The organism is Pseudomonas brassicacearum subsp. neoaurantiaca, from assembly GCF_013608025.1.
Classification (GTDB): Bacteria; Pseudomonadota; Gammaproteobacteria; order Pseudomonadales; family Pseudomonadaceae; genus Aquipseudomonas.
Genome location: NZ_VDLV01000037.1, coordinates 65,798 through 79,492 on the forward strand (window position 1 = coordinate 65,798; position 13,695 = coordinate 79,492).

Annotated in this window: 10 protein-coding genes; 7 read left to right on the forward strand and 3 right to left on the reverse strand. The window is 60.7% G+C overall.

What is annotated here, in order from left to right; all coding sequences use genetic code 11:
• The first annotated feature begins 13 nt into the window (after positions 1-13).
• The 7 genes from FHK92_RS19755 (at position 14) to FHK92_RS19785 (ending at position 9,860) form a co-directional block, all read left to right on the forward strand.
• Positions 14-1,507, forward strand: a complete 1,494-nt coding sequence (locus FHK92_RS19755) for a class I adenylate-forming enzyme family protein (RefSeq protein ID WP_181289531.1) — start codon at positions 14-16, stop codon at positions 1,505-1,507.
• Positions 1,497-2,108: an HAD-IB family hydrolase gene (locus FHK92_RS19760; RefSeq protein ID WP_181289532.1), complete on the forward strand. Its 612-nt coding sequence runs from the start codon at positions 1,497-1,499 to the stop codon at positions 2,106-2,108. The genes FHK92_RS19755 and FHK92_RS19760 overlap by 11 nt, the downstream gene beginning before the upstream one ends.
• A gap of 4 nt (positions 2,109-2,112) precedes the next feature.
• A complete protein-coding gene (locus FHK92_RS19765) occupies positions 2,113-3,903 on the forward strand; it encodes an FAD-dependent monooxygenase (RefSeq protein WP_181289533.1) in 1,791 nt (596 codons plus the stop codon).
• A gap of 75 nt (positions 3,904-3,978) precedes the next feature.
• Entirely contained in the window at positions 3,979-5,052 is a 1,074-nt protein-coding gene (locus tag FHK92_RS19770) for an acyl carrier protein (protein WP_181289534.1), read from the forward strand.
• A gap of 85 nt (positions 5,053-5,137) precedes the next feature.
• Positions 5,138-8,554, forward strand: coding sequence for a polyketide synthase family protein (locus FHK92_RS19775; RefSeq protein ID WP_181289535.1), 3,417 nt, complete (start codon positions 5,138-5,140; stop codon positions 8,552-8,554).
• Positions 8,555-8,613: 59 nt separating this feature from the next.
• Positions 8,614-9,090 carry an SRPBCC family protein gene (locus tag FHK92_RS19780; protein ID WP_181289536.1) on the forward strand — a complete coding sequence of 159 codons (477 nt, stop codon included), beginning with the start codon at positions 8,614-8,616 and terminating at the stop codon, positions 9,088-9,090.
• Between the two features lie 71 nt (positions 9,091-9,161).
• Positions 9,162-9,860 carry an outer membrane protein gene (locus tag FHK92_RS19785; protein WP_181289537.1) on the forward strand — a complete coding sequence of 233 codons (699 nt, stop codon included), beginning with the start codon at positions 9,162-9,164 and terminating at the stop codon, positions 9,858-9,860.
• 15 nt (positions 9,861-9,875) lie between these two features.
• Here the strand turns inward: FHK92_RS19785 and FHK92_RS19790 are convergent, their stop codons facing one another.
• From FHK92_RS19790 to FHK92_RS19800, 3 genes are all read right to left on the reverse strand, one after another.
• Positions 9,876-11,282 carry an XAC2610-related protein gene (locus FHK92_RS19790; RefSeq protein WP_181289538.1) on the reverse strand — a complete coding sequence of 469 codons (1,407 nt, stop codon included), beginning with the start codon at positions 11,280-11,282 and terminating at the stop codon, positions 9,876-9,878.
• A gap of 126 nt (positions 11,283-11,408) precedes the next feature.
• The gene (locus tag FHK92_RS19795) at positions 11,409-12,578 is read right to left on the reverse strand and encodes a TIGR03364 family FAD-dependent oxidoreductase (RefSeq protein ID WP_181289539.1); all 1,170 of its coding nucleotides are present in this window, start codon (positions 12,576-12,578) and stop codon (positions 11,409-11,411) included.
• A gap of 68 nt (positions 12,579-12,646) precedes the next feature.
• Positions 12,647-13,666: a putative 2-aminoethylphosphonate ABC transporter substrate-binding protein gene (locus FHK92_RS19800; RefSeq protein WP_181289540.1), complete on the reverse strand. Its 1,020-nt coding sequence runs from the start codon at positions 13,664-13,666 to the stop codon at positions 12,647-12,649.
• Positions 13,667-13,695: the final 29 nt, after the last annotated feature.

The following is a 13,695-nucleotide window of genomic DNA, read 5'->3' on the forward strand; positions in this document are numbered from 1 at the left end:
GAGAGGTTGGTGAATGAAAAGCCTTACCCATAAAGAAGGTTTTCTGCATCGTTTCGTCGGTTTTTCCCATTCGTATCCCGAGCACATCGCTATTCGGGACTTGGATGCAGACGAAACCGTCACATACCGGGACCTGCGAATCAGGGCTGAAGAATGCAATGGCTTTCTCCACGCCCTGAATGTATCGCCTGGAGAAAAAGTGGCCCTTTTGCTGCCCAACGGCGTGGATTTCATTGCCTATTACCTGGCAGTAATTGGCCATGGCGCTGTCCCGGTGATTCTTAACTACAAACTTACGGCATTCGAGCTGGGTAATGTCCTGGACATTTCCAAGCCATCGCTGATCGTCACGACTGGCACGCTGTTTGAGCAACACCAGGACATATTCCAGCCGACTCACGCCTTGATCGTTGGCAATGGCGACGAGCCGTCTGAAAACGCGACAGTTGCAGCGACGCTGCCACGCCAGGCCCAGCCTCTGTCGCTGCCAGACGATAACCCGATCGTCTCGACACAGTTCACCTACCGTGGCATTGGCAAACCGTTGGCCGTCTCTCACCGTTACCTCGACCTGACGCAGTCAAGCGATGGGCTGCATGAGCAGTTTCATCCCCAAGGCGTCGGGTCGGTCCACTTGGTGACGCTGCCGCTGTACGCCATCTTCGGGTTGTCGGTGATGATGGTGTTCCCGCTGAGCATCGGTGCCACGTTGCTGATGACCAACACCCTGCTCAATCGGGACTTGGCGCAAGTGTTGTCCGAACACCAGGTCACCTTTGCCTGCCTGGTGCCCGACGTTATTCGTTATTTCAATTCGCGCCTCGCCAAACGCAAAGGCCCGCGCTTGCCCCTGCATCCTCAATTGATGATGTATTCCGGCGGTAGTCATCTACCGGCCGATGAAGGCGAGAAGCTCGGCAAGTTGTTGGGGTGCGCGGCAGTACTGCAAGGCTACGGGCTGACCGAAAGCATGCCGGTGATCGTCCAGAGTTCTACTGGCGAGGTTCATCGCGGCGCCATGGGACGCCCCATCAGTGGCGTCGAGCTGCGAGTGGTCGACGCGCAAGGCCAGGATGTCGTCGCTGGGCGTATCGGCGAGCTGCTGATACGCGGGTCGATGGTCATCCCGGGCTACGACGCTGCGCCGGAGATCAATGGGCGATTTTTCCGCGATGGTTGGCTGCACACCGGCGACCTGGTCTGGCGCGACAGTGAAGGCCATGTCTTTTTCTATTGCCAGCGCCTGCGCATCTCGAAAATCAAAGCGCAAATGGTCGATCTGGCGGAAATCGAATCCGTCGCGCTGAAGCACCCCGATGCGGTGCGCGCCAGGGCCTACATCGTCCCGGACCACAAGGAAGTCAACGTCTTGCACTTGTCCGTGGAAGGGAGCGGCGAGCTGAGCCAGAACGGTGTGGCCACCCTGCTCTCGCGTTACCTCTCCGGCTTCAAATTGCCAAAAATCATAGAGATTGTCCCTCTCAAGGAAGCGCTTCATGCACGCTGACAGCACACGACCGGTATTGGCCGTTTTCGATTTCGACGGCACGTTGACCGACAGGCACACCTTCTGGCGCTACATGCGCTTCATCGTCGGAACGCGGGCGTTCTGGCTCAGGATCATTCCCCTGTTGCCAAAAATGCTCAGCGTCATCCTGGGCATTACCCCGTTGATGCAAGCGCGACTGGCCTTTATCGCCTGTTACCTGGGCGGCCTGACGGTGGAGCAAGAGCGCGAGCACGCCCGGTTCTTCATCTCTGAGCAACTGCCGCTCTGGCTGAGGCCGCAAGCGCTGCGCCGGCTGCAATGGCACCAGTCCATGGGACACGTGACGGCGCTGGTCAGCAATTCGCCGGAGAACTACTTGATCCCTTGGGGCCAGGCGGTGGGTTTCGACCACGTATGCGGGACCCGGCTGGCGACGGCCAAGAACAAGCTGACCGGTGGAATCTCCGGCACCAACTGTGTCGACCGGGAAAAAGTCGCGCGGCTCCGGGACTGCTTGAGCAACCTCGATGACTTTTACATCTACGCCTATGGCGACTCGTCCGGGGACGAAGCGCTGCTCAGCATTGCCAACTCTCCCTTCTACAGAAACTGGTACTGACCCAATGAACACTCTGAGCACTCTGGCCCCCAAGCATTTCAAGCAGCCGGGCAACGCTGCGACGGTGATGATCGTCGGTGCCGGCCCCATTGGTTTGTCCCTGGCGATCATGTTGAAGCAATGGGGCGTGGCTTTTCGCATCATTGAGAAAAACGCCGGCCCCTCGACCGCGACCAAGGCGATGGCGATTCATTCCAGGACCCTGGAAATCTTCCGCGACCTCGGCATTGCCGAGCAGGCGCTGGCGGACGGTTTTACCATCAACCAGTTTTCGGTGCAGTCCGATGCGAAACGGGTGCTGAACTACAACTTTTCCTACCTGGACGCCACCTATCCCCTCCTCCTCAGCTTGCCGCAGCCGCAGACTGAGAAAATCCTCCTGGAGCGCTTGAACCTGCTCGGCGCGGACGTCGAATGGAACACTGAACTGGTCGACATCGAAAACCAGCCAGGCGCCGTGCACATGGCACTGCGTCGTGCCGACGGCAGCGAAGAAACCGTTACCAGTCGCTGGGCGGTAGCCTGTGACGGAGCCCGCAGCAATATTCGAAAACGCCTGGACATGACGTTCGAGGGCTCCTCATACGACCGTTTCTTCATGCTGGCCGACGCTGACATCGAATGGTCGGGCAGCAAGGACGAAGGCGCATTTTTCCTCGGCGCGCAGGATGGGTATGTCGCCGTCGCGCCGATCAGCGACCAGTCCCGTTATCGCCTCTTTATCGAGATGCCCTATAACCTGCCGCCCGAAGGCGAGCGCCCGCCCCTAACCCTGGAGAATTTCCAGCGGCTGTGCGAAGGACGCGGGCAGAAAATGACCCTGTCCAATATCTCCTCGACGACCATTGCCTCGTTCCAACATCGTCGAGTGCAATCGTTGCAGCAAGGCTCGATCTTCCTGGTAGGCGATTCGGCGCACATTGGCAGTCCGATCGGTGGCCAGTGGATGAACCTGGGCATTTCCGAAGCCTACAACCTGGCGTGGAAAATGGCCTACGTTGATCAGGGCTTGGCGGATCCATCGCTGCTGGAAAGCTACAACGACGAACGCTACCCGGTTGCCCTGGAGGTGGAAAACACCGCGCATCGACTCACGGGTCTCATCACCGTCAGGCATCGCGCCCTGGTCTGGTTGCGTGACAATGTCCTGCCGTTGTTGAGCAATCGCCAGAAGATCCAACGCAAGCTGCCATCGATGATTTCCGGCCATCAATACCACTACGGCAAGAGCGAATACATCCAGGAATCGCTGACCAAGAAGCAGCGCATGGGCTGGGCCAAGAAAGGCAAGAAAACGCCGTTCCAGGCCCCCGCCCCTCGCGCGGGACAACTGGCGCCCGATGTCGAGCTGTGGCAGCACCAAGGCATGCCCCCCAAACGCCTGATTGACCTGTTCCAGGGAACCTTCACCCTGCTGATCTTCAGCGCGGCGGATCAGTTCTCGCCGCTGTTGCCAAGTCATTACTCGCTGGCCGCATCGGTGGAGAGCGACTACCCGGCGATCAAGGCCTACTGCGTGGTCGATGCCCTGAGCAGCGTCGGGTTGCCTGCGGAACAATCCACCCTGCTCGACCCGGACTGGCGCCTGCACAAGCGTTATCACGCCAAGGAAGGCACGTTGATGCTGATCCGGCCCGATGGCTACATCGCCTTCCAGGGCGCCGATGCAATAACGCTGGTGACTTACCTGAGCGTGAGGTCCGGGTTGCTCAAGGGCGCCGGGAAAACAGCCTTTTGCGAAATCGATGCGGTGGAGCTCCCACTCCAAGTCGCGACTGCCGATCTGCCCTGCTGATTCCCATGGCCCGGTCCCCCGGGCCATGCCTCGAGACTGAATAGAACCTACTCACTTATGGTTAAGGAGAACCTTATGCGCTTACAGCTCAACGACGTTGTGCAGGAGTTCATTGTGTCCAACGGGAAAATAGCTCACAGCTATTTTTCACTTTCCGAGAAAATCATCGATTCTCTTTGCGAATCCAACATCGCAAAGGAGTCGATCCTGATGCGCCTGCTGGAGCAGGCCGAAACCGTCACCGCGCACTACTTCAACGCTCACCAGCAAGTGCTCGAGGGTGTCTACGCCCACGGTGTCCAAGCGCCTGCCAACGACAACGTCGCGGCACTCGAGCCGGTCATCTCGCAGCCATCGGTGCTGGCCCCGGCGCCGGTCGCGGAACAACTGCCTGCACTCACTTTTGCGCAATGGCTGCGTACGGAAATAAGCACGGTGACGGGCTTTAAAAGCGAGCAGATCGATTTCGACCAGAGCTTTGAAGGCCTGGGCATCGACTCGCTGGGCTTGGTCGATATCTTCGAGTCGTTGGCCCAGCACTTCCCGGAAAAGAAAGACCTCACTTCGCAGCTCTTCGATGCCCCGACACCGACAGCTTTGCTTGCCAGGCTAGAGGCCAACCCGCCGGCGCCGGGAATGGACGTCCGAGCCTGGGTCCTCGACCAACTGGCCGGCATCACCGGTTTTACCGTCGATCAGTTCGATCACCAGCAAAGCTATGAAAGCCTGGGAATGGATTCTCTGGTGCAGCTGGATTTCCTGGAGTCGGTGGTCGCCCTGTGGCCACAGCTCAAGGCCCGGAGCAGCGAGTTGGCCAACGCCAAATGTGCGCAGCAGACCATTGCGCTCATCGAAGACGCCCTCGCCAATCACTCACCACTCAGCGCTGCCGATGAGCCTGCAACCACCGTTGCACCAACGCAGATTGGCGAGGTGTTGCTCGGCGCCCTCTCGCCACTGGTCGCGGACGCGCCATCGGCGCTGGATGTCGAGACGCCCTTTGCCCAGTTGGGGCTCAACGGTTTTGATCGGGAGGCGCTTTGCCAATCGATGGCCCAACAATGCCCCGACAGTGAGTTCGCTGGCGAAGCACTGATGTCGCGCCGCACGCCACAGGACGCGTTGACGCTCCTGGAAAGAATGGGCTGAAGCCCGCTGGCAGGCGCTGCCAACACATGGAATGGAAACCGGGTGACTGATACGTCGCCCAGCTTTGGTGAATCAGGAGATAGCAATGAGTGGCGCGGTAACAACAGAGGGTGACTTGTGCTTCAGCGCGATGGCCGGCGAATTCCCGGGAGCGCCTTCGACGGATGCCCTGTGGCAGGTGCTCGTACAAGGCGAGATAGCGCCCATCCAGGCCATGCCGGCACGTTGGGAGCTGGATAAAAGCGCGATATTCTCGGCCAAGGCTGGCGAGAAGGACCGCACCTACCTGGACAGTGCGTTTTGCCTGACCGACGATGCATCGACTCCCTCGCGTCACGACGGCCGGCAGGTGGCGATCGGGAAGAAAGTCCTCCAGACGCTGCTCGCTCAACTGACGGCCCAAGGTTCTGTGCTGGATACGAAGCGCACGGCGTTGGTGGTCGCCACTTCATGGTGTGACGAAAGTTATTTCGCGACAGGAACCGCGAACAGCGCCGGCGCGCCTGTGGGGTTCACCCCAGGTGAACAAGTGGCTGCATTGGCCAGCGCTTTCGCCTTGGGCGGGCCGGCGTTGTCGGTGGACACCGCCTGCAGTTCCTTCCCTTATGCAATCGACATGGCCAAGGCGTTGCTCAGCAGCGGTCAGGCGGATAACGCGATCGTGATGGCCTTGAACACAGTCCTGCCGCCGGCGCTGTTCCTTGGTTTCTCGCAACTGACGGCTTTTTCCGCCCGGGCCAGCATGCAGGCGTTCGGCCAGGACGCCGACGGCATCGTGCCCGGAGAATGTGCAGCGGCGTTCCTGGTCGAACCGGTTTCCCAGGCATTGGCTGCCCAGCGTCAACCGCTGGGGATCCTGCGGGCATTGGGCATGTCCGCCGACGGCGCCGAAGGCTCGGTGTTCGCGCCGGGCAAACAGGCTCAGTATTGCGCCTATGAGCGCGCCTACAGCGATCTGGACCCGGGCAGCGTCGACTATATCGAGACCCATGGCACCGGCACCCCGTTGGGTGATGCGACCGAGTTGGCCTCGCTGGACAGCTTCTTCGCCGCCCATCGCAATGCCGACGAGAGGTTGACCATCGGCTCGATCAAGTCCGTCATCGGCCATCCGCTGGCCGCTGCCGGAGGCGCCTCGCTCGCCAAGGCGCTGATGATCCTGCGTCACCGGAGCGTCCCGCCCCAACCCGATTACCGCCCCAGCGCAAAAGTCGACGAAACCTGCCTGCAACTTGCCACACGGCAACCGCAATCCCTGGCTGATCGCCAATCGGCCATCCGGATCGGGATTTCCAGTTTCGGCTTTGGCGGCGCCAACGCGCACTTGGTGGTTGATGAATACATCGGCGACGGCCACGCGCCCGCCGCCCAGGCAGTCCCGGGCGTATTGAAACTCGATCTCGCCGTTGTCGAAGCTGAAGCAGCGTTCAGCGGTTGCGATTCACTGCAGTCATTCCAGCAGCAGCTCGACCAGCCAATCGCGCCCGCCGTGCTGTTTCCTTACGGGCGCTTCGTCGATTACAGCGGTGACCTGACTCGGCCGTTATCCGGGAAATTCCTCGCCCAGGATCAGCTCATCGACATCGCCGGTTTCGGTATGGGGCCCAAGCCCCTGGCCCATGTCGACCCGTACAAGCTGCTGGTCACCGATCGGGTCAACCACCTGCTGCGGCGTTTGCCGGGCGTGGCGGGCTCGGCCGACACCGCCATGGTGATGTGCTGCAACATGGGTGGCGAACGGTTCAGCAACGCCTACAGCAGCGCCCAGCAGTTCTATGCCCGAAGCCAAGGCACACCGCCGGGCGTGGAAGTGACGGACGTGGCGACCATGTTGCCGAATATGCTTTCCGGCTACCCGGCGCAAGTTTTCGACTTCAAGGGATTCCACCAGACGTTGGCCGGCACCCCAGGTCTGTTCTGGCAGACGCTGTTGGCTTCCCGACAATGGTTCAAGCAAGGCATTTCCACCCTGTTGCTGGGCGCCGGGCGGTTTATCAGCGGTGAAATCGAGATCGATCGCGCCCTGCGCAGTGCAGCGGTACAAGGCGAAGGGCTCGGCGTGGTCGCGCTGCGTCCCTATCAGCCTGATTCCGGCGATACGCCGCTGCTGGTGATTCGTGCAGCCGTCCTCGCCCATGCCGCGAAGTCATTGGACGAAGCGTGCCAGTTGGCAGGCAAAAAACGCGACCAGTACCTGCACGTCGAGGTCTGCGAACTGCAACCCGAAACGGCCCAGGCCAACCAGCCGCTGCGAAAAATGACCGGTTTCCTGGCGGAAGCCAGCGGCATCGAGACCCTGCTGGCGGTGATATTGAATGCAACGGCGCACACGGTGATCGAGGTTCGTGAAGGCGGCACGCCGGTCATGTGGCTGTTCACCGAAAAGCTCCGGGACTGGAAACCGATGCCGGCCCAGCTCGCCCCTCCCCTCAAGCACCCGTTCACCCTGCGTTTCGCCCATGAGGCGCCGCGTTCGTTGCAACCGCTCGCTACGCCTGTGCGTCCCGCCCAGATCGTCCGGGAACCGCAACACGACGGCGTTGACGTATTGCAACTCAGCGACATGCTGACGAGCACGGTCCTCGCCGGGTTGCGCGTTCGTGTCCGCGCGATGGAAGGGCTTTTCGCCCTGCACCAAGGCCCAGCAGCCCAGCGGCCGACGCAATGGCCTCGTCGTGCTGAAAACACCGTGATCGCTCACGTTCAACGGGCTCCGCGCTCGCTGCGCGCACAATTGGTAGTGGACGAGGCGCACCCTTATTTCTTCGACCACCCACTGGATCACGTGCCCGGCATTCTGTTGCTTGAAGGCGTGATGCAACTGATCGAGCAGGCCATGCCCCCGCTCAATGGTCGCGTCGCCTACGTCAAGACGCTGGGCATCAAGTTCCAGCAATACGTGCAGAAGGAAGGTGTGATCGACCTGCACGTCGAGCAAGACCAGGACGCCCATGCCTTTCAGGCGAAGGTCATGCAGGGTGGGAAATTGATGTGCACTTGCGTGCTGGGAATGGCCTACAACTCGGCCTTCGAAATCGCACCGCCCGGAGAATTTAGCGCCCGCCGGTGTGGCAACAAGGCGTTCCTGCACAAGGCCAGGGAAGAGAACGTGATCGTCAGCGAAATGAGCACGGTGGCCCAAGGCTTGAGCGTGGACACGGTCAAGCTGCCCGAGGGGCACTTTTTCCACGAGGGCGACCCCGCGCATTTTTCGATGGTGTATTTCCTCGAAATCGCGCGCCAGTGCTACATGCAGATTGCCCACGGCCATCTGCAGATTCCCCTCAATGTCCCCATGAACCTGTTGGCCCTGAGTTTCAGCCTGGACCGGCCGATCCCCCGCAACAGCCCGCTTTCGCTGGCACCGCAGGCCGGCATGGAAGCGCAGTTGCAGTCCTTCAAGACCAACCGCATCCACATCGATCTGTTCAACCGGGGCGAAAAAATCGGCCAGGCGAATATCACCGCGCAGGTGCTGAGCCAAGCCGCGCCTGCCGCCTGAAGCGTGGCTCGATGTCCTTTTTCGAGCACGACCGTGCCCCCAACAGCCAAGGTAACCCCATGAGCGATGTCACCGTAAAAGTCATAGTCAGATCACCACCGCCGGTCATATGGAAAATCTGGAGCAACTTTCCAGAGTCGCCACTGTGGGACACCGACGTCCGCCATTGTGAGCTCAATGGCCCGTTCCAACCCGGGACGCAGGGCAAATGTGTCCTCAACAATGGCCTGAAAATGGCCTTGAAGCTGGAGTCGGTGGTGCCTCAGGAGAGCTATCGCAACAGCGCGAAACTGCTTTGGATGAACCTCGAATTCGATCATCGGCTGCGCAGGCTTTCGCCCGATGAAACCCAGGTCATCCATAGCGCGAAGATCTCCGGCCCCCTGAGCTTTCTGTACCGAGGGTTGATGCGCAAGGCATTGACCGGGGCGATGACCACGGCCTTGAACAACCTGAAAGCGCTGGCTGAACTGCGGGCGGATGTTGCCTGCACGCCCGATGGCGAGAGATCTGAAACACACCTGCACCTGGTATGACCTGCTCGGGACGTCATGTCCCGAGCGCGAGCTACCGCAATTTTTTTGATAACGGCACATTCGGACCGAGCATGAACCTACTGAAAAACACCCAATACCTGGCGCTGAGCATGATTGGCATGGGCATCATCGTCCCGGCGTCCAGCTTCGCCGACACGCTGGGCCCCTACGCCAGCCTGATGGGCGGCGCGAACTGGGTCGCTGAGCAGAACCTGACCCAGAACGACCTGGATTTCGTCGAGATGGAGTTCAATCAACCCACCCAATCCGGTTATGCCGCGGGCCTGGCCTTGGGCTGGCGCTTCCCTGTAGGGCTGAGGCCGGAGATTGAATTGGGCTATCGCAAGAATACCCTGACCCAGTTCAACAACCGGGTCTATGAGGGCGGCGGGAGCATCGACGGCAAAGGCGAAGAGAAAGCCACGACCTTGATGGCCAACCTCTGGTACGACGTCTTGAACCTGCCGGCGCCATTCGACCGAGTCACGCCCTACATTGGTGGCGGTCTCGGCTATGCCACCCTCACGGTCAGCGGCCTGGAGGCCGGCGGTGTCGAATTCGGCGGCACCCATCGTGACACGGTTTCGGCTTACCAACTGGGTGCCGGCGTGGGGTACGAGTTCACCGAGCACTGGTCCATGTCAGTGGATTACCGGTGCCTGAAGACGCGCGAAGCGCATTTCGGTGACATCGAGCGCCTGCCTCAGGGCGACGTGAGCACCGAGTACGAAGCCCAATCGGTGATGCTGGGCCTGCGTTACTGGCTCTGACGACCGACCGGCGCCTTACCTCGGCAAGGCGCCGTTTTCCCCAGTCAGCGGCTGTTTAAGGTACATGCCCGACAGCATGTCCCTGCTATCCAACGGCCCGTTGTGATTAATGACCGCAAAATTCTTCACTAGCTGAATGTGGTACGGCCCATTCTTGCCGGTTGTTTGCGCCTGCGACACGACAATGAGATTTGCGGTTTCCATTGGCACAATCTGGTGCTCGGTCACGATGCCCTTCAAGGTCACCGTGAATTCAACCATTTCTTTCCCATCGGCGTTGCGATCCGGCAGGATCTTCAGTTCCAGATCACCGTCACGCCCCATCGAGTCCTGGCGCATCTGATAATGGCCGCTGCGTTGGTCCAACTCGACATCGCCGGTCTTGTCGTCATCTGACTCGCGCTCATCCTCGCGCAGCACAACGACCTGCTGATTGTCCTTGTCGGCACGGGTCCGGGTGCCTACGTACCGGTACGGATCGACGTTTTCCCGGGCGATGCGCCATTCGCCCATCCGCCGCCCGTCATCGGCATATTCGTAGAGATTGACGAACTCGTCGTCCCCCTCGTCTTCCCGAGTCCCCACCAGCCTGACTGACTCGGTGCCGGTCGCCTTGACGTAGCGTACTTCTCCAATGACCACCGCACCCTGCTTCTGATACCAGATTTCCAGTGGGACATGGTCTTGCAGGCGGCCGACAAACATCTGCGGATCCTCACTGGCCGGCCCGTCCAGGGTCGATCGTTCCTGCCACTGGCCGTCCTTCAAATCGCCGACGGTGCGCCGGGTATAACCACGCGGCATGCTGGAGCTGTCACCGTATTCAGTCGGCTGGATCGTGTCCTCGGTGTCGCAATGCAGGCGGACCAACTCGTCGCCCTGCATTTTCCATCGACACGTACGCGTCCAATGGTCGTCGCGGTCGGTTTGGGAAAACAGATCGTCATTGGGGATGACCGCAAACATTCCGCCGTTGCTTTCCTTCGCCAGGTTAGTCAACGCCCGGTTGAGGACCCACTGGTTGCGCTGCGGGTCTTGCAGATAGACATCGTAGTTTCCTTTGTAGGCCACTTCAGGATGGTCGCCGTTGCGAATCGCCAGGTCCGGACGGCCATCGAAGTTGAAATCATCGAAGTACACCAGACTGAACCTGCCGAGCATCCAACCGTTGTCCTTGCCATCGCGGTCCAGGGGAATATTGCCGGCCTGGGTCTGCAGTTGCTGCAGGACCTCTTGCGTGGCTGGGTTGCGCACGGTGATGACCGCTGGAGCCAGTTGCTTTCGATCTTCGGGCGGCTGGGGGAACAGCACTTCAACGAGGTAGGCTCCGCCGCTGGCGCTGAACGAAAAAGACAGCGGTTCGGCCATGGCCGGGGCTGCTGGAAGCAAGAAGAACAGCACAGCCTTGAATAAAGCACGCATCCCGCGTTTTCCTGGCGTAAGGGAGGGGCCGTAGTGTAACGGCGAAGGTGGGCGGTCGGCGATGACGTAAAGCTGGCCGCCCTGCCCTCGCCCTCCCCCACGGCCCGTGCTTTTAGCGTCCGTCGGTCAAGCCGCCGTGCTTTGCCTCGGGACGATTGGCCCGGCTTCGCCCAACAGTGCGGCAACGGTCCGCTCGCCAAGCGCCAGGCCGACACTCATGCCCAGCCCGGTATGCATCACCACCGCAGTGACGCCGTCGGCCGCCTCAACCACGCTGAAAGGCCCCGGACCACGTGCGCCATAGACGCCCTGCCAGCGTTCCAGCACGTCGATTTCTCCGCCCAAGGTGTCCTGCGCCAGGTCGATCAGGATCCGGTCCACCTGTTCTGTATTGAATGGCGAAATATCGCTGCCGTAGACGTGGGAATCGCCAATGATCAGGTCGCCGTGGGGTGTCGGGCTGATGAGCAAATGGACGCCATGGGCTTCCAGCTCCGGTTGCTGGCTGCGGATTTGCGCGCGAATGGCATCCGCTTCGGGCAGGTCGGCAAAGGCGCCGTAATGCACACAGCTCAGCCCTGTCAGCAGCGCATGCCGCAGGGCAATCGGCTGACGCGGGCGTACGCGCAGCATTTGCAGGCCGCACACCTGCGGTCGGAGCGCGGCGAGTGGTTCGGCCAGCAGCGTCTGGTAGTCATGGCCTGAGCACACGACGATATGCCTGGCGGTAAAACGACCGGCGCTGGTGACGGCACGGTGGGGCTCGACATCGCGTACCAGCGTCGAGAAATGGAATTCAACGCCCAGTGCCCGAGCCAGGTAATCGATGATCTGCGGTAGCGCCTCGCGGGAATACAGTTGTTGGTCATCGAGGCCAAGCAACGCGGCACGATGATGGGAAAAACGGCTGTCATACAGCGCCTCCAGGGCATCGCCGCGCAGCAGTTCGGTGCGATAACCCAAACTCGCGCCGCGCCCGTTCACGAACGCTTCGAGCAACACCTCCTCGGCTTCCGTCCGAGCGAACAGCAACGAGCCTTGTTGATGCAAATGCAAGCCGGCGGCCTGCCCCAGCGTCTTCCACAAACCGTTTGCCTGGCGTGCCAGGTCAAGCATGATGCCCGGCGCCTGGCCACCGACCAGGGCTTGGCCGAAGTTGCGAATCGAGGCACCCAGCGGTGTATGGCTACGCTCGAATACCTTGACCTTGAGGCCGCGCTTGGCGCCGGCCCAGGCGTGGGCCAGGCCGAGAATACCCGCGCCGACGACCAGCAGGTCGCAGTCGTGCTCAGACATGGAGACTCCTTGAATTTTCAATGATCAGGTGAGGCCCGCTCGACACCTCGGGCCTTGGGACAGCCGAATTACTTGGCGACAGGCTCGGACTTGCCGTCGTAACGCTTGCGCCACTCGGCCAGGATGTTGTCGCGGTTTTCCGAGGCCCAGTTGAAGTCGTTGCGGATCAGTCGCTGCTCATAGTCCGCTGGCAGCTCCGGCAAGCGCTCGGCGACGCCCGGTTGTGCCAGGACGGCGAAGTTGACTTTGTACAGATCCATGGCCTCGCGGCTGGCGGAAAAATCGGCCAGTTTCCTCGCCGCCTCCAGGTGTGGCGTGCCCTTGATCACAGCGGTGGCTTCGATTTCCCAACCCAGGCCTTCGGCGGGCAGCACGATGTCCAGTGGCGCGCCCTTGCGCTTGAGCTGAATGGCGGGGTATTCGAATGAGATACCAATGGGGAACTCACCGGAGGCCGCCAATTTGCACGGTTTGGAACCGGAATGAGTGTATTGGCCGATGTTGGCGTGCAATTTGTCCATATAGGCCCATCCCTTGGCTTGGCCGAATGTCTGCAGCCAGGCGCTGACATCCAGGTAACCGGTGCCCGACGACGCGGGGTTGGGCATCACGATCTTGCCTTGGTACACCGGGTTCGTGAGGTCTTCCCAACGGGTGGGTTTCGGCAACCCGAGCTTCTGCGCTTCCACGGTGTTGAAACAGATGGACGCGGCCCAGACGTCCATGCCCACCCAGGTCGGCGGCGTGTCGGCGTCACGGTAGTTTGCTGAAATCTGGCCCAGGTTCGCCGGGCTGTAGGCATCCAGCAGACCTTGCTGCTTGAGGATCGCCAGACTGGAACCGGCAAGGCCCCAGACCACGTCGGCTTGCGGACGATCCTTCTCCGCCAGCAGCTTCGCAGTGACGATGCCGGTCGAATCGCGCACCCATTTGATCTCGATGTCCGGATTCTTTTGCTCGAAAGCTTGCTTGTAGGCCTTGAGCTGCTCGACTTCGAGGGCGGTGTAAACCGTCAGTTCGGTATTCGCTTGGGCTTGAAAAGCACAGGCGGCCAGCAGGCCGGCGGCCAAGGCAGTGCGTTGGGACATGGTACGGCTCCGTATCGGTCAGTGGGGCT

What these genes read in the sequence shown, in the direction of transcription:
- FHK92_RS19755 (WP_181289531.1), top strand. Translation starts at nt 14, where the DNA reads ATGAAAAGCCTTACCCATAAAGAAGGTTTTCTGCATCGTTTCGTCGGT.
- FHK92_RS19760 (WP_181289532.1), top strand. Translation starts at nt 1,497, where the DNA reads ATGCACGCTGACAGCACACGACCGGTATTGGCCGTTTTCGATTTCGAC.
- FHK92_RS19765 (WP_181289533.1), top strand. Translation starts at nt 2,113, where the DNA reads ATGAACACTCTGAGCACTCTGGCCCCCAAGCATTTCAAGCAGCCGGGC.
- FHK92_RS19770 (WP_181289534.1), top strand. Translation starts at nt 3,979, where the DNA reads ATGCGCTTACAGCTCAACGACGTTGTGCAGGAGTTCATTGTGTCCAAC.
- FHK92_RS19775 (WP_181289535.1), top strand. Translation starts at nt 5,138, where the DNA reads ATGAGTGGCGCGGTAACAACAGAGGGTGACTTGTGCTTCAGCGCGATG.
- FHK92_RS19780 (WP_181289536.1), top strand. Translation starts at nt 8,614, where the DNA reads ATGAGCGATGTCACCGTAAAAGTCATAGTCAGATCACCACCGCCGGTC.
- FHK92_RS19785 (WP_181289537.1), top strand. Translation starts at nt 9,162, where the DNA reads ATGAACCTACTGAAAAACACCCAATACCTGGCGCTGAGCATGATTGGC.
- FHK92_RS19790 (WP_181289538.1), bottom strand. Translation starts at nt 11,282, where the DNA reads ATGCGTGCTTTATTCAAGGCTGTGCTGTTCTTCTTGCTTCCAGCAGCC.
- FHK92_RS19795 (WP_181289539.1), bottom strand. Translation starts at nt 12,578, where the DNA reads ATGTCTGAGCACGACTGCGACCTGCTGGTCGTCGGCGCGGGTATTCTC.
- FHK92_RS19800 (WP_181289540.1), bottom strand. Translation starts at nt 13,666, where the DNA reads ATGTCCCAACGCACTGCCTTGGCCGCCGGCCTGCTGGCCGCCTGTGCT.